The following is a 24,467-nucleotide window of genomic DNA, read 5'->3' on the forward strand; positions in this document are numbered from 1 at the left end:
GATCTCCCCAGCCTAGTCGCCGCCCGAATGGCCCCGGGTCCCCCGTTGGATAGCGTGCCCGTCATGCGAACGGAGTGGGCAGTGGAGACGGAACGCGGGGCGGTGTACGGCCCGAGCGGCAAGCTGCTGGACGTCCACCGTCCGGCGGGGGTGAGCGGGCCGGTGCCGACCGTGCTGCTCTGGCACGGGATCGGGCCGGACGAGCGGGACGTCCTTGCGCCGCTGGCGCGGGCCGCGGCGGCGCGCGGCCTGCTGGTCCTGGTGCCGGACTGGCGGTCGGACGCCGCGGACGGCGGCCGGGCGCAGCTGCTGGAGTCGCTGGCGTTCGTGGGCGAGGAGGCGGCCGGGCTGGGCGGCGACGGGGAGTCGTGCGTCCTCGCCGGGTGGTCGGCCGGCGCCCCGGCGGCGCTGGGCGTCGCGCTGCGGCCGCAGGGGGCGGACGGGCCGCGGCCGGCGGCGGTGGTCGGAGTAGCCGGCCGCTACGACCTGCCGGCCCGCACCACCGGCACGGTGCCGCTGGCCGACCTCGCCGCGGGCCTGGACCCGGCGGTGCCGGTGCACCTCGTGCACGGCGCCCGCGACACGGTCGTTCAGGCGCGGCACTCCCGGGATCTGGCCGCCGCGCTGCGTTCCGCGGGCCGGCCGGTGACGCTCCAGGAGCCGGCGACCGATCATGCGGGCGTCATCATGACCGCGTTCGATCCCGCCGCGAACCGCTGCCTCCCGACGACGGCGGAGCACGCCGTACGGGCCGGGCGCCTGGTGGCCGAGGTGCTGGCGGACGGCGCCCCGGCGTTCTGAGGCGCCCGGTCAGCGCAGGGTCGCGCCCGGGGCGGGCGAATCCGCCACCCGTACCTCGCGGCAGGTGCCCGACTCCGCCAGCGCCGCCGCGACCTGCTGGGCCGCCGGTGCGTCCTTGACCAGGAAGGCGGTGGTGGGTCCGGAGCCGGAGACCAGCGCGGCCAGCGCACCGGCGGCGGTGCCGGCGGCCAGGGTGTCGGCCAGGGCGGGCCGCAGGGAGAGCGCGGCGGGCTGGAGGTCGTTGGCGAGGGCCGCGGCGAGGGCGGTGGCGTCACCGGCCTCCAGGGCGGCCAGGAGTTCGGGGGCGGCCTCCGGCTCGGGGACGTGGGTGTCCTGCGTCAGGCGGTCGAATTCGCGGTAGACGGCCGGGGTGGACAGTCCGCCGTCGGCGACCGCGAAGACCCAGTGGAAGGCGTCGCCGACGGGCAGCGGCGTCAGCAGTTCGCCCCGGCCGCGGCCCAGCGCCGCGCCGCCGACGAGACTGAAGGGCACATCGCTGCCCAACTCGGCGCAGATGTCGAGGAGTTCGGTGCGGTCGGCGCCGGTGGCCCAGAGGGTGTCGCAGGCGAGCAGGGCGCCCGCGGCGTCCGCGCTGCCGCCCGCCATACCGCCCGCGACGGGGATGTCCTTGGTGATGTGGAGGTGGACGTTCGGCTCGATGCCGTGCCGGGCCGCCAGGAGCTCGGCGGCGCGGGCCGCCAGGTTCGTGCGGTCCAGCGGGATCTGGTCGACGTCATGCCCCTCGGCGGTGATCCGCAGGGAGTCGGCGGGGACGGCGGTGACCTCGTCGTAGAGGCCGACGGCGAGGAAGACGTTGGCCAGGTCGTGGAAGCCGTCGGGCCGGGCGGCGCCGACCGCCAGCTGGACATTGACCTTGGCCGGTACCCGTACGGTGACCGATGCGCCGCTCGTCCCGCATGCCCTCATGCCGCATCTCCCTCTTTCTGCCCCTTGTGCTCGGCGATCCGCGCGAACTCCTCGACGGTAAGCGCCTCACCGCGCGCCTTGGGGGAAATACCCGCCGCGACCAGCGCGTCCTCCGCCGCGGCGGCCGACCCGGCCCAGCCCGCCAGCGCCGCCCGCAGCGTCTTGCGCCGCTGTGCGAAGGCGGCGTCCACGACCGCGAAGACCTCTTCCCGGCTGGCGGTCGTCTCCAGCGGCTTCTCCCGCCGTACGAGAGAGACCAGCCCGGAGTCGACGTTCGGCGCGGGCCAGAAGACGTTGCGGCCGATGGCGCCGGCCCGCTTGACCTCGGCGTACCAGTTGGCCTTGACCGACGGCACGCCGTAGACCTTGTTGCCGGGGCGGGCCGCGAGGCGGTCGGCGACCTCGGCCTGGACCATGACCAGGGTGCGGTCGATGGTGGGGAAGGTCGCGAGCATGTGCAGCAGTACGGGGACCGCGACGTTGTAGGGGAGGTTGGCGACCAGGGCGGTGGGCGCGGCGCCGGGCAGCTCGGTGACGTGCATGGCGTCGCTGTGCACCAGCGCGAAGCGGTCGGCGCGCTCGGGCAGCCGGGCGGCGACGGTGTCCGGCAGCGCGGCCGCCAGCACCTCGTCGATCTCCACGGCGGTGACCCGGTCGGCGGCCTCCAGCAGCGCCAGGGTCAGCGACCCGAGGCCGGGCCCGACCTCGACCACCACGTCGTCGGGACGCACTCCGGCGGTCCGCACGATGCGGCGGACCGTATTGGCGTCGATGACGAAGTTCTGGCCGCGCTGCTTGGTGGGACGTACGCCCAGCGCGGCGGCCAGCTCCCGGATGTCGGCGGGCCCGAGGAGGGCACCGGAATCGTCGCTGCTACTGCTGCTCTTGCTCACCCGTGAAGCTTACGGCCCGCGCTCGTGAAGCCCGTCGCCGTCACCCGTGGAGCCGGCCGCCGCAGACCGGCCAGGGGCTCGCCCCCCGGGTCAGATACAGCTTCTTGGCGCGGAAGGTCTGCTCCTGGGCGGGAGCGTCCTGCGGGCGGCCGCGGCCGCCCAGGGCGTGCCAGGTGCCGACGTCGAACTGGTAGAGCCCGCCGTACGCGCCCGACGCATCGACCGCGTCCGGCCGCCCGCCCGCCTCGCACTGCGCCAGCGCGTCCCAGGCGAGGTGGTCGGCGCCCGCGACGGAGGTGGGCAGCGCCCTGGTGCCGATGTGCACGATCTGCGGGCGCGGCGCGTGCAGCACGTGGGTGTGCACCCGCTGCGGCTTCTGCCGGACGCCGTTGACGGTGCGCAGGCGGTAGGTGACCCGCCGCACGCCGGGGCGTCCCTGCTGGACGACGGACTCGGTGCCGCGGGCCAGCTGGGCGTTGTGCCGCTTGACGGTACGGAACGGAATCGGCTCCTCCCGTACCTCCTTCGAGCCGGTGATCCGCAGCACCGAGATGGTCTGGCCCTCGCGGGGGAAGCTCTCCAGCGGCACCGAGGCGGTGTCCTCGTCGCGCAGCGTGAGCCCGGCGTCGGCGAGGGCCTCGCGGACCGTGGCGGCGTTGGTGCGGATGTGGTGGTCGCGGCCGTCGGCGACGAAGACCACGGAGCGTTCGGTGCGGACCGCCAGCTCCAGGCCGTGCCGTTCGATGCGGCGGGAGCGGGAGCTGGAGAGGGCGGCGCCCTCGGCGCGCACGCCGAGCTGGTGCAGCGCGCCGTCCACGGTGTCGGCGGTGGTCCACACCTGGCGGCGCTGTCCGTCGAGGGTGAGGACGACCGGGCGGCCGTGCCGGACGACGACCTCGTCGCCGCTGCGGAGTTCGGCGCCGGGGGCGGGGGCGACGATGTCGTGCCGGGCGATGTCCAGGTGCTCGTCGGCGAGGAGGTCGTCGACGCCTTCGGCGAAGGTGTGCAGGGTGCGCGGTTTGCCGTCGACGCTGAGCCGGATGGCCTTGTCGTGCGCGATGAAGGCGGTGGTGCCACCGGCCAGGAAGGCCACGACCAGGGCCCGGGGCAGCAGCCGCCGCAGGGTTTCCGGGCGCTGGGGGACGCGCCTGCGACGGCCGCGCGCGGCGCGGTGGCTGCTCTGCGAAGGACTCACGACGCTCCAGATGCCACAGATCCGGTTGACGGCCGGAGGGTAGCGGAGCGACGGTCACTCTCCAAAGTCGAACCGCTACGCAGCGTGCCCGCGATGGAGCGTGCGATGTGGGTCAGTAGGCGAAGGCGCGCGCCGTGTTCGCCGCGACGGCCGAGGCCAGCGCGTCCTCGGTCATCCCCTTGACCTCGGCCATCGCGCGCAGGGTGTGCGGAATCAGATAGGGCGCGTTCGCTCGTCCGCGGTACGGCGCGGGGGTGAGGAAGGGGGCGTCGGTCTCGACGAGCACCAGTTCGGGCGGGGCGACGGCGAGGGCGTCGCGCAGCGGCTGGGCGTTCTTGAAGGTGACGTTGCCAGCGAAGGACATGAAGTAGCCGGCCTCGGCACAGATCTTGGCCATCGCGGCGTCGCCGGAGTAGCAGTGGAAGACGGTGCGCTCGGGCGCGCCCTCCTCGCGCAGGATCCGCAGGACGTCCTCGTGGGCCTCACGGTCGTGGATGACCAGGGCCTTGCCGTGCCGTTTGGCGATCTCGATATGGGCGCGGAAGGACCGCTGCTGGGCGGCCATGCCGTCGGGGCCGGTACGGAAGTAGTCCAGGCCGGTCTCGCCGACGCCGCGGACCTCGGGGCGGGCGGCGAGCGCGTCGATCTCGGCGAGCGCCGCGTCCAGGGCGGCGTCGCCGCCGGGCTCCCGCGCGCCCTGCCGGGACCATCCGTCGGGATCGCCGAGCACGATGCGCGGTGCTTCGTTCGGATGCAGCGCGACGGCGGCGTGCACGTGCTCGTACGCGGCGGCGGTGTCCGCGGCCCAGCGCGAACCGGCCAGGTCGCAGCCCACCTGCACCAGGGTGGTCACCCCGACCGAGGCGGCCTTGGCGAGCGCCTCTTCGACGGTGGTTTCCTGCATGTCGAGGTGGGTGTGGGAGTCCGCGACCGGTACCCGAAGGGGTTCGGGCAGCGGCGGCGGAGTGTTCTTGTCGTCCTGCGGTGCCATGGCCGCGATCCTATGAGGACCGCGGCCAGGGCCTCACCCGCAGAGGTCACTTACGGTGATGCTGGAAAGGATGCAGCAGGTCGGAGAGGTGCCAGTGGTGGCGCTCGGCGCCGCTGTCCGTACGGTCCTCGGCCGCCTTGGGGGCCGCAGCCTTCTTCTTCGCGTTGTTTCCCGGACGCTGGTGCATGTTCGCTATCGCGTCGGAGACCATCGAGACCTGGCCCGAGCGCATGATCCTGACGACGTTACTGCCGCAGTTCAGGCACGTGGGCCGGGTCAACGGGGACGGCACACGCTCGCCGTCCGCGTAGTAGATGACGTGCAGGTCGCCCTTGGCGTCCACCTGGTGGTCTATCTCGTACGCCTGCTCCCAGCCGTGCCCGCACCTCATGCAGGCGAAGGCGTAGGCCTCATGCGCCGCGGGCTCGGCGGATCGGGGAAAAGGGGAAACTCCGCGTGGGGAAGTCGTGCGGCTGGTCTTGGCGATGTCGCTCATGTGCGCTCCCTCTTGTCCACAGGACAAGGCAAGGTTTCCGGGACCGTACGTCCCACCCCCAGTGGACGCCTTTTTCGGCCGGATGCGCAGCTGAGCTGCTGCCTATTGGCCCAGATTTGACAGGTGGCAGGGAAAACACCCCACTGCGCGACCTCTGCCTTTACCTTCCAGGCTAGCCATTTACCTTCCCGTGGGTCGGTTCTGGCCGAGAGGCGTTCTTGTCGGCGACCACGGCGTCGAAGACCTGGCGCTTGGGCAGCCCCGCATCCGCCGCAACCGCCGCAATGGCCTCCTTGCGCCGCTCCCCCGCCTCCTCGCGCACCCGCACCCGGCGCACCAGCTCCTCGGGCCCCAGCTCCGCCGGACCGCTCTCCGGCGCGCCCTCGACGACGATGGTGATCTCACCCCGTACGCCCTCCGCCGCCCAGGCCGCCAGCTCCCCCAGCGCGCCCCGCTTGACCTCCTCGTAGGTCTTGGTCAGCTCGCGGCAGACGGCCGCCCGCCGCTCGGCGCCGAACGCCTCGGCCATCGCGGCGAGGGTGTCGTCCAGCCGGTGGGGCGCCTCGAAATAGACCAGGGTCCGGCGCTCGCCCGCCACGTCGCGCAGCCGCGAGAGCCGCTCGCCGGCCTTGCGGGGCAAGAACCCCTCGAAGCAGAAGCGGTCCACCGGCAGACCGGACACCGCGAGGGCGGTGAGGACGGCGGACGGGCCCGGTACGGCCGTCACCTTCACCCCGCGCTCCACCGCCGCCGCCACCAGCCGGTAGCCGGGGTCGGAGACGGACGGCATCCCGGCGTCGGTGACCAGCAGCACCCGCGCACCGCCCACCAGCGCCTCCGCCAGCTCCGGCGTCCGCGCCGCTTCGTTCCCCTCGAAGTACGACACGATCCGCCCGGCCGGCTGCACCTCCAGCGCCTGGGTCAGCCGGCGCAGCCGACGGGTGTCCTCGGCGGCGATCACATCGGCGGCCGCGAGCTCGGTGGCCAGCCGCGGCGGCGCGTCCGCGATCTCGCCGATGGGCGTCCCTGCAAGTACCAGCGTTCCAGTCACGCCCCCATCCTCCCAGGACCGCACGGGGCCCCGCGGCGGGCGGGGGCGAGGCAGCAGCCGTCGCCGGTTGCGCAGAACCGTTTGGCCACGACCTCGACGGCGCGGCGCCCCGGTCCGCGGCGCTGAACGCCGCTCCACAGACTGCTTCCCTACGATGGGCCGGGTGACGAGTGACACCACCGCGACCGAGACCGGCGCGCACCGTGTCGGGTATCCGGACCGGCAGCCCCCCGTGTGGCAGCAGCGGCTGCGCCGCTTCGGTTACCCGGCCCGCCCGCAAGGCGACGTCCGCGCGCGGCTGGTGCCCGCCTTCCCGCCGCCGGGCATCCGGCTGTGGGCGGTGTTCGGCGTGGGCCCGGACGCCGCCGTGCGGCTGTCGCGCTGGGCGGCCTGGGGCGGTCCGCTGCTGGTGGCGCTGGTCGCGGGAGTCCTGCGCTTCTGGCACCTGGGCAGCCCGCACGACGTGATATTCGACGAGACGTACTACCCCAAGGACGCCTGGTCGCTGCTCCAGTACGGCTACGAGGGCACCTGGGACAAGGACGCCAACGCGGCGCTCGTCGGGAAGCACCCGCACATCCTGCTCTCGCCGCAGGCCTCGTACGTCGTGCATCCGCCGATGGGCAAATGGCTGATCGCGCTCGGCGAGTGGGCGTTCGGCATGAACCCCTTCGGCTGGCGGTTCATGGTCGCCCTGCTGGGCACCCTGTCCGTCCTGCTGATCTGCCGCATCGGCCGCCGCCTGATGCGCTCCACCGCCCTGGGCTGCCTCGCCGGGGCCCTGCTGGCGGTCGACGGCCTGCACTTCGTCATGAGCCGCACCGCCCTGCTCGACCTGATCGTGATGTTCTGGGTGGTCGCCGCGTTCGGCTGCCTCCTGGTGGACCGCGACCGCACCAGGGCCCGGCTGGCGGCGGCGCTGCCCGTGGGGCCGGACGGGGTGGCCCGCCCCGACGACACGGTCGGCGACCGGCTCCGGCTGGGATGGCGCCCCTGGCGGATCGCGGCCGGCCTCTGCCTGGGCCTGGCCTCCGCCACGAAATGGAACGGCCTCTACTACCTCGCCGCGTTCGCGCTGATGGCCGTCCTGTGGGACGTCGCGGCCCGCCGCACCGCCGGCGCCCGTCGCCCCTTCCGCGCCGCCCTGCGCCGCGACGTCCTGCCCGCCTTCGGCGCCACCGTCGTCGTCGCGCTCGCCGCCTACCTCGCGTCCTGGTCCGGCTGGATCGCCACCAAGGGCGGCTACTACCGCGACTGGGCCACCTCCCCCGAGGGCCGCACCGGCTCCTGGACCTGGCTGCCCGACTGGCTGCGCAGCCTGTGGCACTACCAGACCGAGGTGTATGCCTTCCACACCGGCCTGACCACCCCGCACACCTACCAGTCCAACCCCTGGAGCTGGCTGGTCCTGGGCCGCCCCGTCTCGTACTTCTACAAGGACCCCGCCGCCGGCGAACAGGGCTGCACGGCGGCCGAGGGCTGCGCCCGCGAGGTCCTGGCCCTGGGCACCCCGCTCCTGTGGTGGGCCGCCTGTTTCGCCCTGCTCTACGCCCTCTACCGCTGGCTCTTCAAGCGTGACTGGCGGGCGGGCGCCATCGCCTGCGGCGTCGCGGCCGGCTATCTGCCCTGGTTCCTCTACCAGGAGCGGACGATCTTCCTCTTCTACGCCGTCGTCTTCGTGCCGTTCCTGTGCCTGGCGCTGGCCATGATGATCGGCGCGATCATCGGGCCGCCGGGCGCGAGCGAACGCCGTCACACGATCGGGGCGGTGGGCGCCGGGGTCCTCGTCCTCCTCATCATCTGGAACTTCATCTACTTCTATCCGCTGTACACGGGCATGACGATCCCGAAGTCGGCCTGGCACGCGCGGATGTGGCTGGACAGCTGGGTGTGAGGCCGGGGCGGCGGCCGTCCGGCCCCGGGCACCGGCCAGCCGGATCACAGGTTCATGACAGCTGCACCACAGCGCGTCACCGGACCGTGCCCTGATCGAGACTGATCGGGACGCGATCGCTTCCCCGTGTCCCTTAGAGTGCGACGCACGTTCTTGTGTGCGTATCCAAGGACAAGCTCTCTGGGAGGGGATCGGTGGCATGCGCCGCGAGGTGAAGTACGGACTGATCGGCGGATCGGTGGCGCTGGTGGCGGGAATCGTCGGCGGCTTCACGCTGTTCGGCGACTCGGACGACGACAAGTCGCCGCAGCAGGTGACCGCCGCCGACGGCAAGCCGGGCGGCAACGCGCCCGGCGTGAAGACCGGCCCGCTCAGCGCGGCGGAGGTGCGCACGACGTCGCAGCAGTTCCTGGACGCCTGGCAAGGCGGTGACGCCGCCAAGGCCGCCGGGATGACCGACGACCCCGCCGCCGCGCAGACCGCGCTGACCTCCTTCAGCAAGCGGGCGCGGTTCTCCAAGGTGACGGTGACCCCGGGCACACCCACCGGGGACAAGGTGCCGTACACGGTCACCACGCAGATCGACTACCAGGGCACCAAGGTCCCGTACTCCTACCGCGCGACCGCCACCCTGCACCGGGACAAGACCACCGGAAAGCCGCGGGTCGCCTGGCAGCCCTCGGTGCTGCACCCGGGCCTGGCCAAGGGCGACGAGCTGCGGACCGGCGAGGCCGAGGCACCGCCGATCAAGGCCGTGGACCGCGACGGCCACGAGCTGACCGCCGAGGCGCACCCGTCGCTGGCCGGCATCCTCGACAGCCTGCGCGACAGGTACGGCGACAAGACCGACGGCAAGCCCGGTGTGGAGCTGTTCATCAAGCGGGCCACCGCCGCCAAGCCCGCCGACCAGCTGCCGGACAAGACGCTGAAGGTGCTCTCCAAGGGCACCCCGGGCACCCTGAAGACCACCTTGGACGCCAAGCTCCAGGCGGCGGCCGAGAAGGCGATCGCGGGCAAGAAGTCCGCCTCGGCGGCGGCCGTCAAGCCCAGCACCGGTGAGATCCTGGCGCTCGCCAACTCCCCGGCCAAGGGCTTCAACCTGGCCACCCAGGGCTCGCTGGCCCCCGGCTCGACGATGAAGATCGTCACCTCGGCGATGTTCCTGGACAAGGGCCTGACCTCGCCGACCAAGAAGCACCCGTGCCCCAAGTACTTCACGGTCGGCGGCTGGAAGTTCCAGAACGACGGCAAGTCCGAGATCAAGGACGGCACCTTCGCGCAGAGCTTCGCCGCGTCCTGCAACAACGCCTTCATCTCGCTGGCGCCGAAGCTGAAGGACGACGACCTGACGAACGAGGCCCGGGACGTCTTCGGCATCGGCCTGAACTGGCAGACCGGCATCCCCACCTTCGACGGCGCGGTGCCGGTGCAGTCGGACGCGCAGATGGCGGCGTCGCTGATCGGACAGGGCGGGGTGCGGATGAACCCGCTCAACGTCGCCACGTTCGCCGCCACGGTCCACGCCGGTGGATTCCACCAGCCGTACATCGTCTCGCCGTCGCTGGACAACCGGACCCTCGCCAAGGCCCCCCGCGCCATGAAGCCGTCCACCCAGTCCGGCCTGAAGTACCTGATGAAGGCGACCGCGACCGGCGGTACGGCCGCCGAGGCGATGGCCGGGGTCAGCGGTGACATCGGCGCCAAGACGGGCTCGGCCGAGGTCGACAACCAGAAGAAGCCCAACGCCTGGTTCACCGCCTACCGTGACGACCTCGCCGCGGCGGCTGTCGTCCCGGCGAGCGGCCACGGCGGCGCCAACGCGGGCCCGGTGGTCCGCGCCATCCTCACCGCGGGCTGAGGCGGCGGGGCGCCGCCCCGTGCTCCTCGTCTCACCGGCCGGATTTCGTTCGCATGGCCCGTACAGCTTTCGCTAGCGTGCGGGCCATGAGCGATTCCGCGCCCAGCCTCCCCACGTACCGAAACCGCAGCTCCCGGGCGCGCGCCCGCTTCGCCGGGGCGCTCACCGCACCGGGCCCGGCCCGTGAGGCCGGCGGCGTCGCCCCGGCCCTCACGGACGTGCGCGAGCGCACCGCGTGACCCCGCTCGTCGTCGCGGCCGTCCTGATAGCCGCCGTCACGCACGCCAGCTGGAACGCCATCGCCCACGGCATCCGCGACCAGCTCCTCGCCTTCACCCTGGTCGGTGGCGGCGGCGCCCTGTGCGGCCTCGCCATGGCGGCCTTCACCCCGCTTCCCGCGGCGGCCGCCTGGCCCTACCTCCTGGTGTCCGCCGTCCTGCACGTCGTCTACCAGCTCCTGCTGATGCAGTCGTTCCGGCTGGGCGACTTCGGGCAGATGTACCCGATAGCGCGCGGCACGGCTCCCCTGGTGGTCACCGTCCTCGCCGCCGTCTTCGTCCACGAGATCCCCGACGCCTGGGCCCTGGCAGGCGTCGCCATAGCCTCCGCCGGGCTGGTGGGGGTGGCGCTCTGGGGCATCCGCGGCGCGGAGACCAAGCCCCACTGGCCGGCCATCATCGCCGCCCTCGCCACCGGCCTGTCCATCGCCTCCTACACCACCGTCGACGGCCTGGGCGTACGCGCCTCCGGCACGCCCCTCGGCTATATCGCCTGGCTGATGATCCTCGAAGGCCTGGCCATCCCCGCCTACGCCCTCGCCACCCGCCGCGGCGAACTGCTCACCGAGCTCCGCCCGCTGGCCCTGCGCGGCCTGGCCGGCGGCTTCCTCTCCGTCGCCGCCTACGGCCTCGTCCTCTGGGCCCAGACCCGCGCGCCCCTGGCGCCCATCGCCGCCCTGCGCGAGTCCTCGATCATCGTCGGCGCCGCCATCGGCGCCCTGTTCTTCAAGGAACGCTTCGGCGCGCCCCGCATCGCGGCGGCGGGCCTGATGGTGGTGGGCATCGGGCTGATGCTGCACTCGGGGTGAGCGGCCGTCGGGTGCGAGGCGGTCGGGAGCCGTCGGGCGAGCGGCCGCTGTCGGCCGGTCAGCCGGCGCGGCGGGGCCGGGTCATCCGGCGATGCGGGAAGCGACGGCGCGCACCAGGGCCTGGGCTCGCGGGTCCGCCGTGACGTTCTGCTGCATTCCATTCGTGATGTAGCCGAATGCGAGGCCGCTTTCGGGATCCGCGAAGGCAAGGGCGCCGCCCCGCCCCGGGTGGCCGAATGAACCCGGCCCCAAAAGCGGCGAAGCCGCGCCGTGCAGCATAAAGCCGAGACCGAATCGCGTATGGACCAGCAACGTACGGTCGAGTCCGGCGGATTCCTCGGTACGGGCAAGCGTCAAGGTGGCCGGCGCAAACATCCGCTGATGTCCGTCAACGGGCCCTATCAACGCGGCATAACACCGCGCCAGGGCACGCGCCGTGGCAATTCCGGCCGATGCCGGAAGCTCGGCGGCCCGGTATTCCGCGGAATTCTCGTCGGCGGCGGGCGCTATCGCGCCGAATGCCCGCCGGGTGAGCGACGAAGGATCCGCATACGCCTCGGCGACCGCCCGCTTGGGCCGCACCCGCAGCCCGGCGGCCCCGGTCCCGGCCGGCGCCTCGATGTCGGCGAGCCGCCCCACCCGGGACTGCATCCCGGCCGGCAGCCCTATCCACAGATCCAGCCCCAGCGGCCCCGCTATCTCCTCCGCCACCCAGCTGCCGAGCGACCGCCCCGTCACCCGCAGCACCAGCTCGGCCAGCAGCCAGCTGTAGGTCTGGGCGTGGTAGCCGTGCTCGGTCCCCGGCTCCCAGACGGGCGCCTGCGCGGCCAGCGCCGCCGGCCCGCTGACCCCGTCGACGGCCTGCGCCGGCGTCAGCGGCGTATCCAGCACCGGCAGCCCGGCCCGATGCGACAGCAGATGCCGTACGAGCACCCGCTCCTTGCCCGCCGCCTTGAATTCGGGCCAGTACGTGCCGACGGGCGCGTCCAGATCCAGCAGCCCCCGCTGATGCAGCAGCAGCGGGACGATCGCCGCCACGCCCTTGGTCGCGGACCGGACGACCTGCGCCGTCCCCGCCTCCCAGGGCTCCGGCGAGGCGCCGTCCGCGTCCTTGGCGCCGCCCCACAGGTCCACGACCTTGCGCCCGTGCAGGTAGACGGCGACCGCCGCCCCCCGCTCCCCGCGCCGCGCAAAGTTGTCCGCGAAGGCGTCCCGGACCGGCTCGAAGCCGTCCTCGACCGTGCCCTGGACGTCCACCACTGATTCCCGCTTCCCATTCATCCGCCGCATTGGTGACCCATCAATGGTGCAACGCGCAGATCAGTGCTGATGACCAGGTCACGGGCCAGTGGGATTCGTCACAGGATGCCGGCCGGGGGTTGGTTCACACGGGCAGCGTCACCGACCGGGGGTCGAACCCGAACGGCAATTCCAGCCGATGGGTCCGCATCAGCTCGTCGTCACACAGCAATTCCTGGGTGGTCCCGTCCGCGACCATCACGCCGCCCGACAGGACAACGGAACGCGGACACAGCTCCAGCGCATAGGGCAAATCATGGGTGACCATCAATACGGTCACATCCAACGAACGCAGAATATCCGCGAGTTCACGCCGCGAGGCCGGATCGAGATTCGACGACGGCTCGTCCAGTACGAGAATCTCCGGCCGCATGGCGAGCACCGTGGCCACGGCAACCCGCCGCCGCTGCCCGAACGACAGATGATGCGGCGGCCGGTCCGCGAACCCGGCCATGCCGACCCGTTCGAGCGCCTCCGTCACCCGCTCCTCCAGCTCGGCCCCGCGCAGCCCCGCCGCGGCCGGGCCGAAGGCGACATCCTCCCGGACGGTCGGCATGAACAGCTGGTCATCGGGATCCTGGAAGACGATCCCCACCCGCCGCCGGATCTCGGCCAGGTGCGTCTTGCCCACCGGCAGCCCGGCGACGGCCACGGATCCGGCCCCCGCTTCGAGGATGCCGTTCAGATGCAGGACGAGCGTGGTCTTGCCGGCGCCGTTGGGCCCGAGCAGCGCCACGCGCTCACCGCGGCCGACGGACAGATTGACCCCGAAGAGCGCCTGATGGCCGTCGGGGTAGGCGTAGGCGAGCCCGGACACCTCGAGCGAGGGGGGCGTGGTGGTCGGCGTCGTCGTACTCACAGCGTCCATCCCAGAAGGCATACGGCAAGGGCGGCCGTCGGCAGCGCGGCGGCGTGGGTCCATTGTGTGCGGGTGGCGGCGGTGTCGGTCAGGACGGGCATGGTGCCGGTGTAGCCGCGGCTGACCATGGCGAGGTGCACGCGCTCCCCTCGCTCGTAGGAGCGGATGAACAGCGCGCCGGCGGACTTGGCGAGCACGCCCCAGTGCCGTACGCCGCGGGCCTCGAAGCCGCGCGAGAGCCGGGCGATCCGCATCCGCCGCATCTCATCGGTGATCACATCGCCGTAGCGGATCATGAACGAGGCGATCTGTACGAGCATCGGCGGCATCCGCAGCCGCTGCAGCCCCAGCAGGAGTTCCCGCAGCTCGGTCGTCGAGGCGAGCAGCACGGAAGCCGCCACTCCCAGCGTGCCCTTGGCCAGAATGTTCCAGGCCCCCCACAGCCCGGACACGCTCAGGCTCAGCCACCCCACATGGACCCGTGGCCCCTCCGCCACAAAGGGCATCAGCACCGCGAACGCCACGAACGGCACCTCGATCAGCAGCCGCTTGAGCAGGAACCCGGCCGGAATCCGGGCCACCGCCGCAACCGCCGCGATCAGTACCGCGTACAGCGCGAATGCCCAGATCGACTCCCGGGGCGTGGACACCACGATGAGCACGAAGCAGAAAACGGCGGCGATTTTGCAGTGCGGGGGCAGCGCGTGCACCGGCGAATGCCCGTGCCGGTAGAGCTTATGGGCGTGCCCGGCTCCCATCAGAGACGCTCGCCCGAAGCCCCGGCGGCCGCGGCGGTCCCGGCCTGCCCGGCGGGCTCGATGGCCTTGCGCCGCCGCAGCACCACGAAGACCCCGGTGCCGACGGCCAGCGTGGCGCCCACCCCGATGACTCCGGCGAGCCCGCCCGACAGCCGCGCATTGCCGATGTCCTTGACGCTGTAGTCGGCGAGCGGCGAGTCCTTGGTGGCGTGGTCCTTGGTCTTCGCGTCGATCCCCTGATCGTGGGCGACCTTCTCCAGGCCGTCCGGGCTGGCGGACGCGTAGTAGCTGATACCGCCCGCGCACAGCAGCGCGGCGGCCAGCCCGGCCCACCAGACCCGGCGAACGGAGCGGCGGGGGGCCGGTGCGGACGGGGCCGACGCGGCGGGTGCGGTCTCGCGGGCGGCCGTCGTGACGTCGTCGGCCGCCGGGGCCGGGGCATCGAGCGGCGACGTGCGCAGCTCCAGCGGCTTGGTCAGCCCGCGCGCCCCGTACACCAGGTCCGGCCGTACGGCGATCACCGCGCCCACCGTCAGCGCCGTGATGGCGGCCTCACCCAGGCCGATCAGCGCATGCACCCCGACCATGGCGGTGAACACCTTGCCGATCGGCACATCCGTCGTCCCGCCCAGCGCGTAGATGCCGGTGAAGGCGACCGCCGCGGCCGGCACCGAGAGCAGGGCCGATACGAACGAGGCGATCGTGACCGAACGCCGCTTCCGCGGCAGCACCTTCACCAGGCCGCGGAAAACGGCATAGGCGACGACCGTCGTCACGATCGCCATATCGCTGATGTTCACGCCCAGCGCCGTCAGCCCGCCATCGGCGAACAGCACCCCCTGCATCAGCAGCACCACCGACACGCACAGCACGCCCGTGTACGGCCCCACGAGTATCGCGGCGAGCGCACCGCCCAGCAGATGCCCGCTGGTCCCGGCCGCGACCGGGAAATTCAGCATCTGCACCGCGAAGATGAAGGCCGCCACCAGCCCGGCGAGCGGCGCCGTACGCTCCGCCCCCGCCCCGCTGCCGCCCGGCACCGCACCCGCCAGCTCACGCCGGGCACCGCGCAGGCTGACCGCTACCGCGACCGCGGCGACCACACCGGTCGCCACCGACACCGGCGCATTGATGAATCCATCAGGTACGTGCATCTCAGGCTGTCTCCGCTTCGGGCTCTGCAACCTGCCAATGGTGAGGCCTCCTGCAAAGTTGTTGCAAGAGCGCCCACAGTGCGAAACGCCACAGCGTGCTGTTGTCACGCCGTAACGCAGCGCACGCCTGGCTGGTCGACGGGGGTGGGTTGGGGGTAGGGCGGCGCGGCGGCGCGGTGGGGTGCGATGGGGCGCGGTGGGGTGGGGTGCGGCGCGAGGCGGTGGGGCGGGGCGCGGGGCGACGCGAGGCGGTGGGGCGCGGTGCCCTGGGGCAGGGCGCAGGGCGGTGGGGCGCGGTGGGGTTAACCCGCGCAGAGATCCACCAGGTAGCGGGCGGGCCATGAGCGCGCACCGTCGGAAGGATCGGCACTGCCCCAACGCCCACGCCGCGCCCCGGCCTCGTATGCCGCGCCTGGTCCCCGGCCTCCATCCCGAATCGAGACCTCCATGACACGCACCGCGCAGCAACCCCCGTCCGCCGCTCCGGCCCGCCCTGAGCCCTCACCCCCCGCGGCCGTACGTGCCGCATTCGCCCTTTGGGTGACGGCCGTCGCCGCCGGCGCGTTCGAGACCGTGCTGGCCGTCGGCGGGATGGTCGCCGACGGCTCGGGCTCCGCCCCCGAGATCGCCATGGGCCTGACGGTCCGGATCGCCGTCTTCGCCGCCGCGCTGCTGATCGCCCTCCGGATGCGCCGCGGGCGCGGCTGGGCCCGGATCACGCTGGCAGTCGGCCTCGGCATCGGAGGTACGGCGTCGATGGTGATCGAGCCCGTGCGGGACCTGGCGCAGGGCCGCTCCCCCGTTGCGGCATTCGAGGCGGCCGACGCCATGGACCTCGTCTTCGGGGCCAGCCGGGTGCTGCACGTGGCCGCCGTGCTCACCGCCACGGCCCTGATGTTCCTCCCCGCCGCCCATGCCTACTTCCGCGCCCGGCGGGCCGACCGTTCAGCGGTCGCCGGATGAGTCGTCCACGGTCAGGCGCAGCATCGCGAACACGGCGTGAGGCCCAACTCCCGCGCCTTCTCCTCCGGCGTCGCCTCCCACTCGTCGCAGGTCTCCTGCTTGCCGACCAGGTACGGGCACTCCCCGTCATGGTGGAACTTGTCGCGGTAGACGCCCTTGCGGAAGATGACGATGCGCATCGTCTGCTGCCTCCTGCTCTGTTACGGGAACGGAAACGGGAGGGTCGGCGTAAGGGCGTGCGGTCAGGCGCGGCCGGGTGCCGTGGCCCGTATGTGACGTATGGGCGCGGTGAGTTCGGCGCAGCCGGAGGGGTGTCCGCCGCCGGAGGGACGGGACTTCCGCCGGGTGATGCCCTGTGTCATGTCGAGACCTCCCTCGTGCTCCGCTCCGCGAAGAGTCCAGCTCGGCCGGCTCGGTCAGCTCGGTCAGCTCGGCCGGCGCAGTCAGCTCGGCCGGCTCGGTCAGCTCGTCCACCTCGCCCTTGCAGAGATAAGAACACCGCGAGGGCGGGGCGGGTTGCATGCGGTGCGGGCGCCCGCCGCCCGCTCACCCACGCCTTCGGTCACCCGCGCATCCGGCCCTCCCGCTGAACCAGCAGGCTCCCCAGGGCCGTGCGCCGGTGCAGGACCGCCCGCCCCGCGCGGACCGTCGTGATCAGGCCCGCGCCGCGCAGCGCGGCCGTATGGGCGGAGACGGTGGCGTTGCTGACACCCAGGCGGCGGGCGAGCCGGCTGGTGGTGTGCTCGTCGGCGAGGCGGTCGAGGATGTCGAGGCGGGTGCGGCCGAGGACGGCGGAGAGCGCGTCATCCGTGCCGCCGGTCGCCGCCGGGGTGGGGGGCAGGCCCGTACCGGCCGGGTAGGTCAGGTACACGGGGCGGCCGGGCAGGTCGGAGAGGAGGGGGTGGGCGGTCCAGTGGAAGGTGGGGACGAGGACCAGGCCGCGGCCCTCCAGGGCGATGTCACGGTCGCCGGAGGGGGACGCGAACTCCCATGTGTTGCCAAGGAGTTGGGAGGTGGGGGCGAGTTCGGTCAGCGCGGCAGCGATGCCGTGCTCGGCCGCCGTCAGGGCATGGCGGGTGAACTCCGTCCGGTGCAGGTCCTGGATCAGGGGCCAGACGGGGCGCAGTGCCGTATCGAAGGCGGCTCGCTGGGCGCGGCGGAGAAGCAGCCAGGCGTCGGCGTCGCCGCGGTGCAGGCCGCGGATCCACAGGGGTGCCGGGGCCGGGTGGGGTGCGTAGGCGCGCTCGATTTCGGAGCGCACCAGGCCGGGGGGCGAGGCCCGTACGGTGTCCAGCCCGTCCCGCAGGCTGTCACTGAAGACGTCGAGGAAGAGCGGGGCCACGCCCGCGGGAACCACGTCGCGCAGCGGGCGGACGGCGGCCGGCAGGGAGTGGAGCAGCCGGCGCCGCCAGTGGCCGAAGAGGAGCTCCTGATCGGGGAGGCACATCTTCATCAGGGTCACGTTCAGCTCTTGCAGCGGGGCCGGCCGGGGCGCGAAGCGGACGCGGCCGAAGTCCTCGGCCGTGAAGTGGATCCGGATGGCCACTACTCCCCCTTACTCCCCCCTCCCGGCGCCGCGCCAGCGTTTCGGGCAGGGCCTGAACGTTCGCCCGTCATCCTCACCGGGGCGAGCATTCGGGGCATCGGTCGGCCCCCTTCATTTCATTCACTCAGGGGGACGCCGGAGAGCGCAAGGACCGACGTCAGGACCGGCGTCAGGACCGACGTCAGGACCGGTGTCAGGACCGGCGTCAGGACCGATGTCGGGACCGATGTCACGGGACGTCACAAGTCGCCGTAGGGCGCCATGGGGCGTCATGGGAAGGCCCAAGAGGCCCGAGGGGGAACGATGTTGGCAGGAGCGATCGGCCGCGGCGAGCTGGACCGCCGGACGGTCACCAGGTCAGCGGCGGCGGCCGCCGCCGCGCTGGGCGCCGGGGCGCTGCTCACCGGCTGCGGTGCGGCGGCCGGCGAGCCGACGGCGGGCAAACCGGCGGCGGGACACGGGGCGGGGGCGGGGAGCAACGGATCCGGGAGCAATGGATCCGGGAGCAACGGATCCGGGAGCAACCGATCCGGGAGCGGCGCGACCGCTCTCACCCTCCGTCTCCCCGCGCCCACCGGCCCGCACCCGATCGGGTCCACCACGCTCTACCTGGTCGACCGGTCGAGGCGCGATCCCTGGGAGCCGGAGATCGCGGTACGGGAGGTGATGGTCACGGTGTTCTATCCGGCCCGTGCCGTCCGCGGGTACCCGCTCGCACCGCAGATGACCGGGGATGCCGTGGAGTTGTTCGAGGTGATCGACGTCCGCGTGCACCGCCTTCCGGCGAAGGGAGTGGACTGGGCGGCGACCCGGACCCACTCCCGCACGGGTGCGCCCGCGCAGCCCGTACGGCGGCCGGTGCTGCTCTACAGTCCGGGCGGCGGTGATGCGCGGACCCTGGGCACCGGGGTCGCCGAGGAGCTGGCGAGCCGCGGGTACGTGGTGGTGGCGGTCGACCATCCGGGTGACGCCGGTGAAGTCGGCTTCCCGGTGGCGCGGGCGGGGCGGGAAAGGGTCCGGGCGACCGTCCTGCGGGGAGATCCCCGGGCCGATCCGCGGCGGTTCCGCACGCTGATCGACACCCGGATCGCGGACCTCCGCTTCGTGCTGGACCGGCTGGCGGTGCTGGCCGCCGGGCGGAACCCGGACCCGACCGGTCGGGCGCTGCCCCGGGATCTGGGGCGTGCGCTGGACCTGCGGCGGGTCGGCGTCTACGGCCACAGCGCGGGCGGCACCGCGGCGGCCCAGGCGCTGTACGAGGACCGGCGCATCGGCGCGGCGGTCAACCTGGAGGGCTATCTGGACCATCCGCCGGAGCGGCCCGGCGCGGAGGGCGAGCGGTACCCGGTCGCCCGGTACGGCGTGGACCGGCCGCTGCTCCTGGTGGCGAGCGCGGACTTCCCCGGCGGCAAGGAGCGGGACCGTTCCTGGTCGGCCCTGCTCGCCCGCTCCCGGGGCCGCGTACAGCGCCGCGGGATCGACCGCGCCGGCCACTGGGTCTTCACGGACTACGCCGCTCTGGCGCCGCAGCTCCAGGCCGCCGGGCTGATGCCGGCGCACGACCGGAACGCCCTGGTCGGCGCGGTCGACCCGGCCCGTTCGGTGCCGATGGTCCGGGGGTGTGTGCACTCCTTCTTCGCCCGGCACCTTCCCGTCGTGACGCACCCGTCGGACGGCCGCCGGTGACGCCCGCGCGTCCGGCGCCGAGTTGCCGCCCTCCCACTCCCCCGAAACCATGGTGGCGTGAGCGACGCACGCGAGTCCGTCGGGCCGCCCCCGGAGACGCACCCCGCCAAGCCTCGCGGCCGGCTGCGCCACACACCGGCCGCACCGGATCCGCCCGCCGCCTCCTACCTGCGGTATCCCCATCTGCACGGCGATCTGATGTGCTTCACCGCCGAGGACGACCTGTGGGTGGCCCCGATCGCACCGGCGGGCGAGGAGCCCGGCCGCGCCTGGCGGCTGACCGCCGACCGCACCCGCGTCGGCCACCCCCGGTTCTCCCCCGACGGCCGCCAGATCGCGTTCACCACCTGGCGCAGCCTCGACCCGGAGGTGCATCTCGCGCCGGTCGACGGCGGCCCCGCCCGGCGGCTGACGTACTGGGGCAGCACGGACGCCCGGGTCTGCGGCTGGACGCCGCCCGACCAGGACGGCAACCCGCACGTCCTGGCCGTCTCCTCGCACGGTCAGCCGTTCTCGTACTACTCGTGGTCGTACAGCCTGCCCACGGACGGCAGCCCCGGTGGTCAGCTGCCGTGGGGGCCGGTCTCCGACATCGCGGTCGCCGATGTCGACGGGGAACACCGCACGCTGCTGCTGACCGGCAAGCCCCCGCACGAGCCCGCCTCCTGGAAGCGCTACCGGGGCGGCGCGATGGGCCGCCTGTGGCTGCACGGGCAGCGGCTGCTGCCGGAGCTGTACGGGCATCTGGACTCGGTGATGTTCACCGGCGGCCGGATCGCGTTCCTCTCCGACCACGAAGGCATCGCCAACGTCTACTCCTGCCTGCCGGACGGTACGGATCTGCGGCGGCACACGGACCATGCGGACTTCTACGCCCGGCACGCCTCGACGGACGGTTCGCGCATCGTCTACCAATGCGCGGGCGACATCTGGCTGATCGATGACCTCACCGAGGGCGCCGTACCGCGCAAACTGGCGGTCAAGCTGGGCGGGCCGCGGACCGGCCGGCGTCCGTACCAGGTCCCGGCCGCCTCGCATGTGACCTCACTCGCGGTGGACGCCACCGGGCGGGCCAGTGCGGTCGGTGTCCGCGGCAGCCTGTACTGGCTCACCCACCGCGACGGCCCGGCCCGGACGATCCACGACGTGCCGGGCGTACGGGTCCGGCTGCCCGAGATGCTGGGTTCGACCGGCCGGATCGCGTATGTCACCGACGCCGAGGGCGACGACGCCATCGAGATCGCCGATCTGCCGCGGGCCAGCGCCGCGCACACTCCGCTGCGGCTGGCGGCGGGCCGGCTGGGCCGGGTGCACGAGATGGTCTCGTCCCCGGACGGCGAACGGGTGGCGGTGGCCTCGCACGACGGCCGGCTGCTGCTGGTGGACACGCGTGCGCCGGAGGAGACGGCCGAGGACGAGCCGGGCCGGCCCGGCGAGGTCACCGAGCTGATCGCCTCCGACAACGGTCCCGTGCGCGACCTCTCCTTCTCCCCTGACTCCCGCTGGCTGACCTGGTCGCATCCCGGCATCGGCCGTTCGCTGCGGCTGATCAAGATGGCCCGGCTGGCCGACCGTACCGTCGTGGACGTCACCAACGGCCGCTTCGAGGACGAGCAGCCGGTGTTCACCCGCGACGGGCGCTATCTCGCGTTTCTGTCGTGGCGCGGCTTCGACCCGGTCTACGACGTGCACACCGGCGACCTGTCCTTCCCCCTGGGCTGCCGGCCCCACCTCGTCCCGCTGTCCTCCGCCACCCCCTCCCCCTTCGCGCTGTCCCCGGAGGGGCGGCCCGCGGCGGGCGGGCTGGACCCGGCGGAGAACCCGCCGCCGGGTGAGGGTCCGGTGATGGTGGAGGTGGAGGGGCTGGAGAACCGGGTCACGCCGTTCCCCGTCGCCGCGTCCAAGTACTCGGCGCTGGAGCCGGTCGCCGGGGGCGGGCTGGTGTGGCTGCGCTGGCCGATCTCCGGGGCGCTGGGCGAGACCTTCGCCAACCCGGCCGAGACGTCGGGGCGGCCCACCCTCGAACACTTCGATCTCACCAAGGCGCGGCGCACCGAACTCTCCGGTTCCCTGGACTCGTTCGCGCTCAGCGGCGACGGCACCCGGCTGGTCCTCAACGACGAGGGCGATCTGCGGGCCGTCCCCGCGACCGAGCCGCCCGACCCCGATTCGACGGTCTTCCTGGATCTGCGGCGCATCCTGCACGACGTCGAACCGGAGTGGGAGTGGCGCCAGGCCTTCGACGAGGCGGGCCGGATCATCCGGTCGTACTTCTGGGATCCGGGGATGTGCGGCATCGACTGGGACGCGGTGCTGGCGCAGTACCGGCCGCTGGTCGAACGTGTCGCCTCCCCCGACGAGTTCGCCGATCTGCTGCGGGAGGTGCTGGGGGAACTGGGCACCTCGCACGCCTATGTCGCCGGTGCCCGGCGCAATGAGGGGCCGCCGCACTACCAGCGCCCCATCGGCCTGCTGGGCGCCAACTTCTATCCGCGGGACGGGCGTTGGGTGGTGCAGCGGATCCTGCCCGGCGAGTCCTCCGACCCCAAGGCGCGTTCCCCGCTGGCCGGTACGGGCATCCGCGAGGGCGCCGCGCTCACCCATGTCGACGGCCGCCCGGTCGACGCGGTGGCCGGCCCGTATCCGCTGCTCGCGGCGGCCGGGGGCACCACCGTCGAGCTGACCTTCTCCCAACCCGTCGCCCACCCCCCTTCAGAGGAAGGCCCACAGGGCGCCTCGGATGCCGAGGGTGCGGGGCCCGCGCGCCGTATCGCCGTCGTCCCGCTGATCGACGAGCGGCCGCTGCGCTACCAGGACTGGGTCGCCAAACGCCGCGCCGTCGTCCGGAAGCTGAGCGGCGACCGGTGCGGCTATCTCCACATCCCCGACATGGGCGGCTCCGGCTGGGCGCAGTTCAACCGCGATCTGCGGCGGGAGATGTCGATGCCCGCGCTGATCGTGGACGTACGGGGCAACGCGGGCGGCAACATCTCCGAGCTGGTCGTCGAGAAGCTGACCCGCACCATCATCGGCTGGGACCTGACCCGCGGCGCGCAGCCCGTGTCGTACACCGGCAACGCGCCGCGCGGCCCGGTGGTCGCGGTCGCCGACGAGATGACCTCGTCCGACGGCGACATGATCACCGCGGCCTTCAAGCTCATGGGCATCGGTCCGGTGGTGGGCATGCGCACCTGGGGCGGGGTGGTCGGCATGACCGGCCGGCACCGGCTCGCCGATGGCACCACGATCACCGTGCCGATGAATGCCGCGTGGTTCCAGCTGCACGGGTGGGGCGTGGAGAACCACGGCGTAGAGGTCGATATCGAGGCCCTGCGGTCCCCGGTGCACTGGGCGGAGGGACGGCATCCGCAGCTGGGCGTCGCGGTGCGGACGGCGCTGGAGCTGCTGGAGCGGCATCCGGCCGCGACGCCGCCGGATCTGTCGGAGGTGCCGGACCGGGCGCGGCCGCCGCTGCCGCCCCGGGGGGACTGAGCCCCGCGCTGCCGGGAATTCATCGTAGGGCGCCTGGCTTCAGCCCAGTGGCGTGAGAAGTGGCCTGACGGTGTTCCGGAGCAGACGGTTTGTCGTCTGACGCACTGGTGGGGGATCGGCTGGTGGCTGCGCCTGCGGACCGGCGAACGGTCGGAGGTTCATTGGTAGATGCGCACGTTCTCTTCCCTGTGCCTCAGTTGGGCATCAAGGAGCACGCTGTGACGTTATTCGTCAAGAAAGCCACCGATGTGAACAGCCGGAGTCGGATAATTGTCGGTTCTGGTCTGCGCGCAGGTGACCTGCGCGAACGATCGTACAGTCGCACTATGCAGCTTCGTTACGCCTTCCGCATCGAGCCGGGGCCCGGTCAGCGTCTTGCGCTGGGGCGGGCGTTCGGGTGTGCGCGGGTGGTGTTCAACGACTGCCTGCGGGCGCGGCGGGACGCACACGCGGCGGGTCTCCCGTTTCCGCGGTCGATTGAGCTGTCGAAGCGGTTCATCACTGAGGCGAAGAAGACCCCCGAGCGGGCATGGCTGGGTGAGGTGTCCGCCGTCGTGTTGCAGCAAGCCCTAAGGGACCTGGACACCGCGTACACCAACTTCTTCGCCAGCCTCAAGGGCACCCGCAAGGGGACGAAGATCGGCGAGCCGCGGATGAGGTCGAAGCGCGGCACCCGCCAGGCCGTGCGCTTCACTGCCAATGCCCGCTGGTCGATCACGCCCGACGGGAAACTACACCTTCCCAAGATCGGCCCGGTGCGGGTGCGCTGGTCGCGGCCCCTGCCCTCGGTGCCTTCCACAGTGACCGTGATCAAAGATGCGGCGGGGAGGTACTTCGCCAGCTTCGTCGTGGAGACCGACCCGACGAACGAATTTCTGCCCCCGCTCGACACCGACCAGGGCATCGACCTGGGCCTCACCCACTTCGCTGTCATGGCGGACGGCTCCCGCGTCAGGTCCCCGCGTTTCCTGCGCAGGGCCGAGAAGAAACTCCGCCGTGAGCAGCGCCGCCTCTCCCACAAGGCCAAGGGGTCGAGGAACCGTGGCAAGCAGCGGGTCAAAGTCGCCCGCGCGCATGCCAGGGTGGCCGACGCTCGTAAGGACTTTCACCACAAGCTGTCCACGAAGCTGATCCGCGAGAACCAAGCCATCAGCGTGGAGAGCTTGAGCGTGAGGGGCCTCGCCCGCACCTCCCTCGCCAAGTCCATTCATGACGCCGGATGGTCAGCCTTCGTCAGCATGCTGGAGTACAAGGCCGAACGGTACGGCCGTAGGCTGACCAGAGTGGACCGGTCCTTCCCGTCCTCCCAGATCTGCTCCGCCTGCGGACACCGTGACGGACCCAAACCCCTGCACATCCGCACCTGGACCTGCAATGCGTGCGGCACCCGCCACGACCGCGACCACAACGCAGGCAAGAACATCAAACGCGAAGGCCGCCGCATACGAGCGGCGGCCTCCTGAGACAGCACCACCCACCCCCGGACCGGGGGCCCTCGCCCGGCAACGAGCAAGGTA

General features: G+C 72.6%; 21 protein-coding genes. 9 read left to right on the top strand and 12 right to left on the bottom strand.

All coding sequences use genetic code 11. The features are described from left to right. Nucleotides 1-63 precede the first annotated feature (63 nt). Entirely contained in the window at nucleotides 64-801 is a 738-nt protein-coding gene (locus tag AC5677_RS15790) for an alpha/beta hydrolase (protein WP_497195678.1), read from the top strand. Between the two features lie 9 nt (nucleotides 802-810). On the opposite strand, the gene AC5677_RS15795 is transcribed toward AC5677_RS15790, so the two are convergent. The 6 genes from AC5677_RS15795 to rsmI form a co-directional block, all read right to left on the bottom strand. After that, nucleotides 811-1,728 carry a 4-(cytidine 5'-diphospho)-2-C-methyl-D-erythritol kinase gene (locus AC5677_RS15795; RefSeq protein ID WP_497195679.1) on the bottom strand — a complete coding sequence of 306 codons (918 nt, stop codon included), beginning with the start codon at nucleotides 1,726-1,728 and terminating at the stop codon, nucleotides 811-813. Continuing rightward, nucleotides 1,725-2,621 carry a 16S rRNA (adenine(1518)-N(6)/adenine(1519)-N(6))-dimethyltransferase RsmA gene (gene rsmA / locus AC5677_RS15800; protein ID WP_497195680.1) on the bottom strand — a complete coding sequence of 299 codons (897 nt, stop codon included), beginning with the start codon at nucleotides 2,619-2,621 and terminating at the stop codon, nucleotides 1,725-1,727. The genes AC5677_RS15795 and rsmA overlap by 4 nt, the downstream gene beginning before the upstream one ends. A 40-nt stretch (nucleotides 2,622-2,661) precedes the next feature. Then, nucleotides 2,662-3,816, bottom strand: coding sequence for a resuscitation-promoting factor (locus tag AC5677_RS15805; protein WP_497195681.1), 1,155 nt, complete (start codon nucleotides 3,814-3,816; stop codon nucleotides 2,662-2,664). A gap of 112 nt (nucleotides 3,817-3,928) precedes the next feature. Then, complete coding sequence (locus AC5677_RS15810; RefSeq protein WP_497195682.1) at nucleotides 3,929-4,807, bottom strand: TatD family hydrolase; 879 nt, start codon at nucleotides 4,805-4,807, stop codon at nucleotides 3,929-3,931. A 46-nt stretch (nucleotides 4,808-4,853) separates the two neighbouring features. Continuing rightward, entirely contained in the window at nucleotides 4,854-5,303 is a 450-nt protein-coding gene (locus tag AC5677_RS15815) for a hypothetical protein (RefSeq protein WP_497195683.1), read from the bottom strand. A gap of 172 nt (nucleotides 5,304-5,475) precedes the next feature. Continuing rightward, nucleotides 5,476-6,354 (bottom strand): 16S rRNA (cytidine(1402)-2'-O)-methyltransferase, encoded by an 879-nt coding sequence (rsmI, locus tag AC5677_RS15820; protein ID WP_497195684.1) that lies wholly within the window; start codon nucleotides 6,352-6,354, stop codon nucleotides 5,476-5,478. 154 nt (nucleotides 6,355-6,508) lie between these two features. Here rsmI and AC5677_RS15825 point away from each other — a divergent pair, with 154 nt between their 5' ends. The 4 genes from AC5677_RS15825 to AC5677_RS15840 all read left to right on the top strand — a co-directional run bounded on the left by AC5677_RS15825 (nucleotide 6,509) and on the right by AC5677_RS15840 (nucleotide 11,193). Continuing rightward, nucleotides 6,509-8,248, top strand: a complete 1,740-nt coding sequence (locus tag AC5677_RS15825; protein ID WP_497195685.1) for a dolichyl-phosphate-mannose--protein mannosyltransferase — start codon at nucleotides 6,509-6,511, stop codon at nucleotides 8,246-8,248. Between the two features lie 199 nt (nucleotides 8,249-8,447). Continuing rightward, nucleotides 8,448-10,106, top strand: a complete 1,659-nt coding sequence (locus AC5677_RS15830; protein ID WP_497195686.1) for a penicillin-binding transpeptidase domain-containing protein — start codon at nucleotides 8,448-8,450, stop codon at nucleotides 10,104-10,106. A gap of 86 nt (nucleotides 10,107-10,192) precedes the next feature. After that, on the top strand, nucleotides 10,193-10,345 hold the full coding sequence (locus AC5677_RS15835) for a hypothetical protein (RefSeq protein ID WP_497195687.1): 153 nt from the start codon (nucleotides 10,193-10,195) through the stop codon (nucleotides 10,343-10,345). After that, nucleotides 10,342-11,193 (top strand): EamA family transporter, encoded by an 852-nt coding sequence (locus AC5677_RS15840; RefSeq protein ID WP_497195688.1) that lies wholly within the window; start codon nucleotides 10,342-10,344, stop codon nucleotides 11,191-11,193. Before AC5677_RS15835 ends, AC5677_RS15840 begins: the two co-directional genes overlap by 4 nt. An 81-nt stretch (nucleotides 11,194-11,274) precedes the next feature. On the opposite strand, the gene AC5677_RS15845 is transcribed toward AC5677_RS15840, so the two are convergent. The 4 genes from AC5677_RS15845 to AC5677_RS15860 all read right to left on the bottom strand — a co-directional run bounded on the left by AC5677_RS15845 (nucleotide 11,275) and on the right by AC5677_RS15860 (nucleotide 15,263). Then, a complete protein-coding gene (locus AC5677_RS15845; protein ID WP_497195689.1) occupies nucleotides 11,275-12,474 on the bottom strand; it encodes a serine hydrolase domain-containing protein in 1,200 nt (399 codons plus the stop codon). Nucleotides 12,475-12,577: 103 nt separating this feature from the next. After that, nucleotides 12,578-13,372 (bottom strand): energy-coupling factor ABC transporter ATP-binding protein, encoded by a 795-nt coding sequence (locus AC5677_RS15850; RefSeq protein WP_497196640.1) that lies wholly within the window; start codon nucleotides 13,370-13,372, stop codon nucleotides 12,578-12,580. After that, entirely contained in the window at nucleotides 13,348-14,109 is a 762-nt protein-coding gene (gene cbiQ, locus AC5677_RS15855; protein WP_497195690.1) for a cobalt ECF transporter T component CbiQ, read from the bottom strand. The genes AC5677_RS15850 and cbiQ overlap by 25 nt, the downstream gene beginning before the upstream one ends. Beyond that, nucleotides 14,109-15,263, bottom strand: a complete 1,155-nt coding sequence (locus AC5677_RS15860; protein ID WP_497195691.1) for an energy-coupling factor ABC transporter permease — start codon at nucleotides 15,261-15,263, stop codon at nucleotides 14,109-14,111. The genes cbiQ and AC5677_RS15860 overlap by 1 nt, the downstream gene beginning before the upstream one ends. 447 nt (nucleotides 15,264-15,710) lie before the next feature. On the opposite strand from AC5677_RS15860, the gene AC5677_RS15865 reads away from it, so the two are divergent. Then, nucleotides 15,711-16,226, top strand: a complete 516-nt coding sequence (locus tag AC5677_RS15865; RefSeq protein WP_497195692.1) for a hypothetical protein — start codon at nucleotides 15,711-15,713, stop codon at nucleotides 16,224-16,226. Between the two features lie 11 nt (nucleotides 16,227-16,237). On the opposite strand, the gene AC5677_RS15870 is transcribed toward AC5677_RS15865, so the two are convergent. Continuing rightward, nucleotides 16,238-16,405, bottom strand: coding sequence for a hypothetical protein (locus AC5677_RS15870; protein ID WP_497195693.1), 168 nt, complete (start codon nucleotides 16,403-16,405; stop codon nucleotides 16,238-16,240). Nucleotides 16,406-16,788: 383 nt separating this feature from the next. Then, a complete protein-coding gene (locus AC5677_RS15875) occupies nucleotides 16,789-17,772 on the bottom strand; it encodes an ArsR/SmtB family transcription factor (RefSeq protein ID WP_497195694.1) in 984 nt (327 codons plus the stop codon). A gap of 303 nt (nucleotides 17,773-18,075) precedes the next feature. On the opposite strand from AC5677_RS15875, the gene AC5677_RS15880 reads away from it, so the two are divergent. The 3 genes from AC5677_RS15880 to AC5677_RS15890 all read left to right on the top strand — a co-directional run bounded on the left by AC5677_RS15880 (nucleotide 18,076) and on the right by AC5677_RS15890 (nucleotide 24,413). Further along, nucleotides 18,076-19,458 carry an alpha/beta hydrolase family protein gene (locus tag AC5677_RS15880; protein ID WP_497195695.1) on the top strand — a complete coding sequence of 461 codons (1,383 nt, stop codon included), beginning with the start codon at nucleotides 18,076-18,078 and terminating at the stop codon, nucleotides 19,456-19,458. A 123-nt stretch (nucleotides 19,459-19,581) separates the two neighbouring features. Next, nucleotides 19,582-22,950 (top strand): S41 family peptidase, encoded by a 3,369-nt coding sequence (locus AC5677_RS15885; RefSeq protein WP_497196641.1) that lies wholly within the window; start codon nucleotides 19,582-19,584, stop codon nucleotides 22,948-22,950. Nucleotides 22,951-23,276: 326 nt separating this feature from the next. Further along, entirely contained in the window at nucleotides 23,277-24,413 is a 1,137-nt protein-coding gene (locus AC5677_RS15890) for an RNA-guided endonuclease InsQ/TnpB family protein (RefSeq protein WP_497195696.1), read from the top strand. Nucleotides 24,414-24,467 lie beyond the last annotated feature (54 nt).

The sequence above is a fragment of the Streptomyces sp. JLSY215 genome (genome assembly GCF_059682825.1).

Coding starts and splice junctions, on each gene's coding strand:
- AC5677_RS15850 (WP_497196640.1), bottom strand. CDS start 13,372: ATGCCTTCTGGGATGGACGCTGTGAGTACGACGACGCCGACCACCACG.
- AC5677_RS15830 (WP_497195686.1), top strand. CDS start 8,448: ATGCGCCGCGAGGTGAAGTACGGACTGATCGGCGGATCGGTGGCGCTG.
- AC5677_RS15795 (WP_497195679.1), bottom strand. CDS start 1,728: ATGAGGGCATGCGGGACGAGCGGCGCATCGGTCACCGTACGGGTACCG.
- AC5677_RS15860 (WP_497195691.1), bottom strand. CDS start 15,263: ATGCACGTACCTGATGGATTCATCAATGCGCCGGTGTCGGTGGCGACC.
- AC5677_RS15810 (WP_497195682.1), bottom strand. CDS start 4,807: ATGGCACCGCAGGACGACAAGAACACTCCGCCGCCGCTGCCCGAACCC.
- AC5677_RS15790 (WP_497195678.1), top strand. CDS start 64: ATGCGAACGGAGTGGGCAGTGGAGACGGAACGCGGGGCGGTGTACGGC.
- AC5677_RS15890 (WP_497195696.1), top strand. CDS start 23,277: ATGCAGCTTCGTTACGCCTTCCGCATCGAGCCGGGGCCCGGTCAGCGT.
- AC5677_RS15870 (WP_497195693.1), bottom strand. CDS start 16,405: ATGCGCATCGTCATCTTCCGCAAGGGCGTCTACCGCGACAAGTTCCAC.
- AC5677_RS15825 (WP_497195685.1), top strand. CDS start 6,509: ATGGGCCGGGTGACGAGTGACACCACCGCGACCGAGACCGGCGCGCAC.
- cbiQ (WP_497195690.1), bottom strand. CDS start 14,109: ATGGGAGCCGGGCACGCCCATAAGCTCTACCGGCACGGGCATTCGCCG.
- AC5677_RS15880 (WP_497195695.1), top strand. CDS start 18,076: ATGTTGGCAGGAGCGATCGGCCGCGGCGAGCTGGACCGCCGGACGGTC.
- AC5677_RS15835 (WP_497195687.1), top strand. CDS start 10,193: ATGAGCGATTCCGCGCCCAGCCTCCCCACGTACCGAAACCGCAGCTCC.
- AC5677_RS15845 (WP_497195689.1), bottom strand. CDS start 12,474: ATGAATGGGAAGCGGGAATCAGTGGTGGACGTCCAGGGCACGGTCGAG.
- AC5677_RS15865 (WP_497195692.1), top strand. CDS start 15,711: ATGACACGCACCGCGCAGCAACCCCCGTCCGCCGCTCCGGCCCGCCCT.
- AC5677_RS15815 (WP_497195683.1), bottom strand. CDS start 5,303: ATGAGCGACATCGCCAAGACCAGCCGCACGACTTCCCCACGCGGAGTT.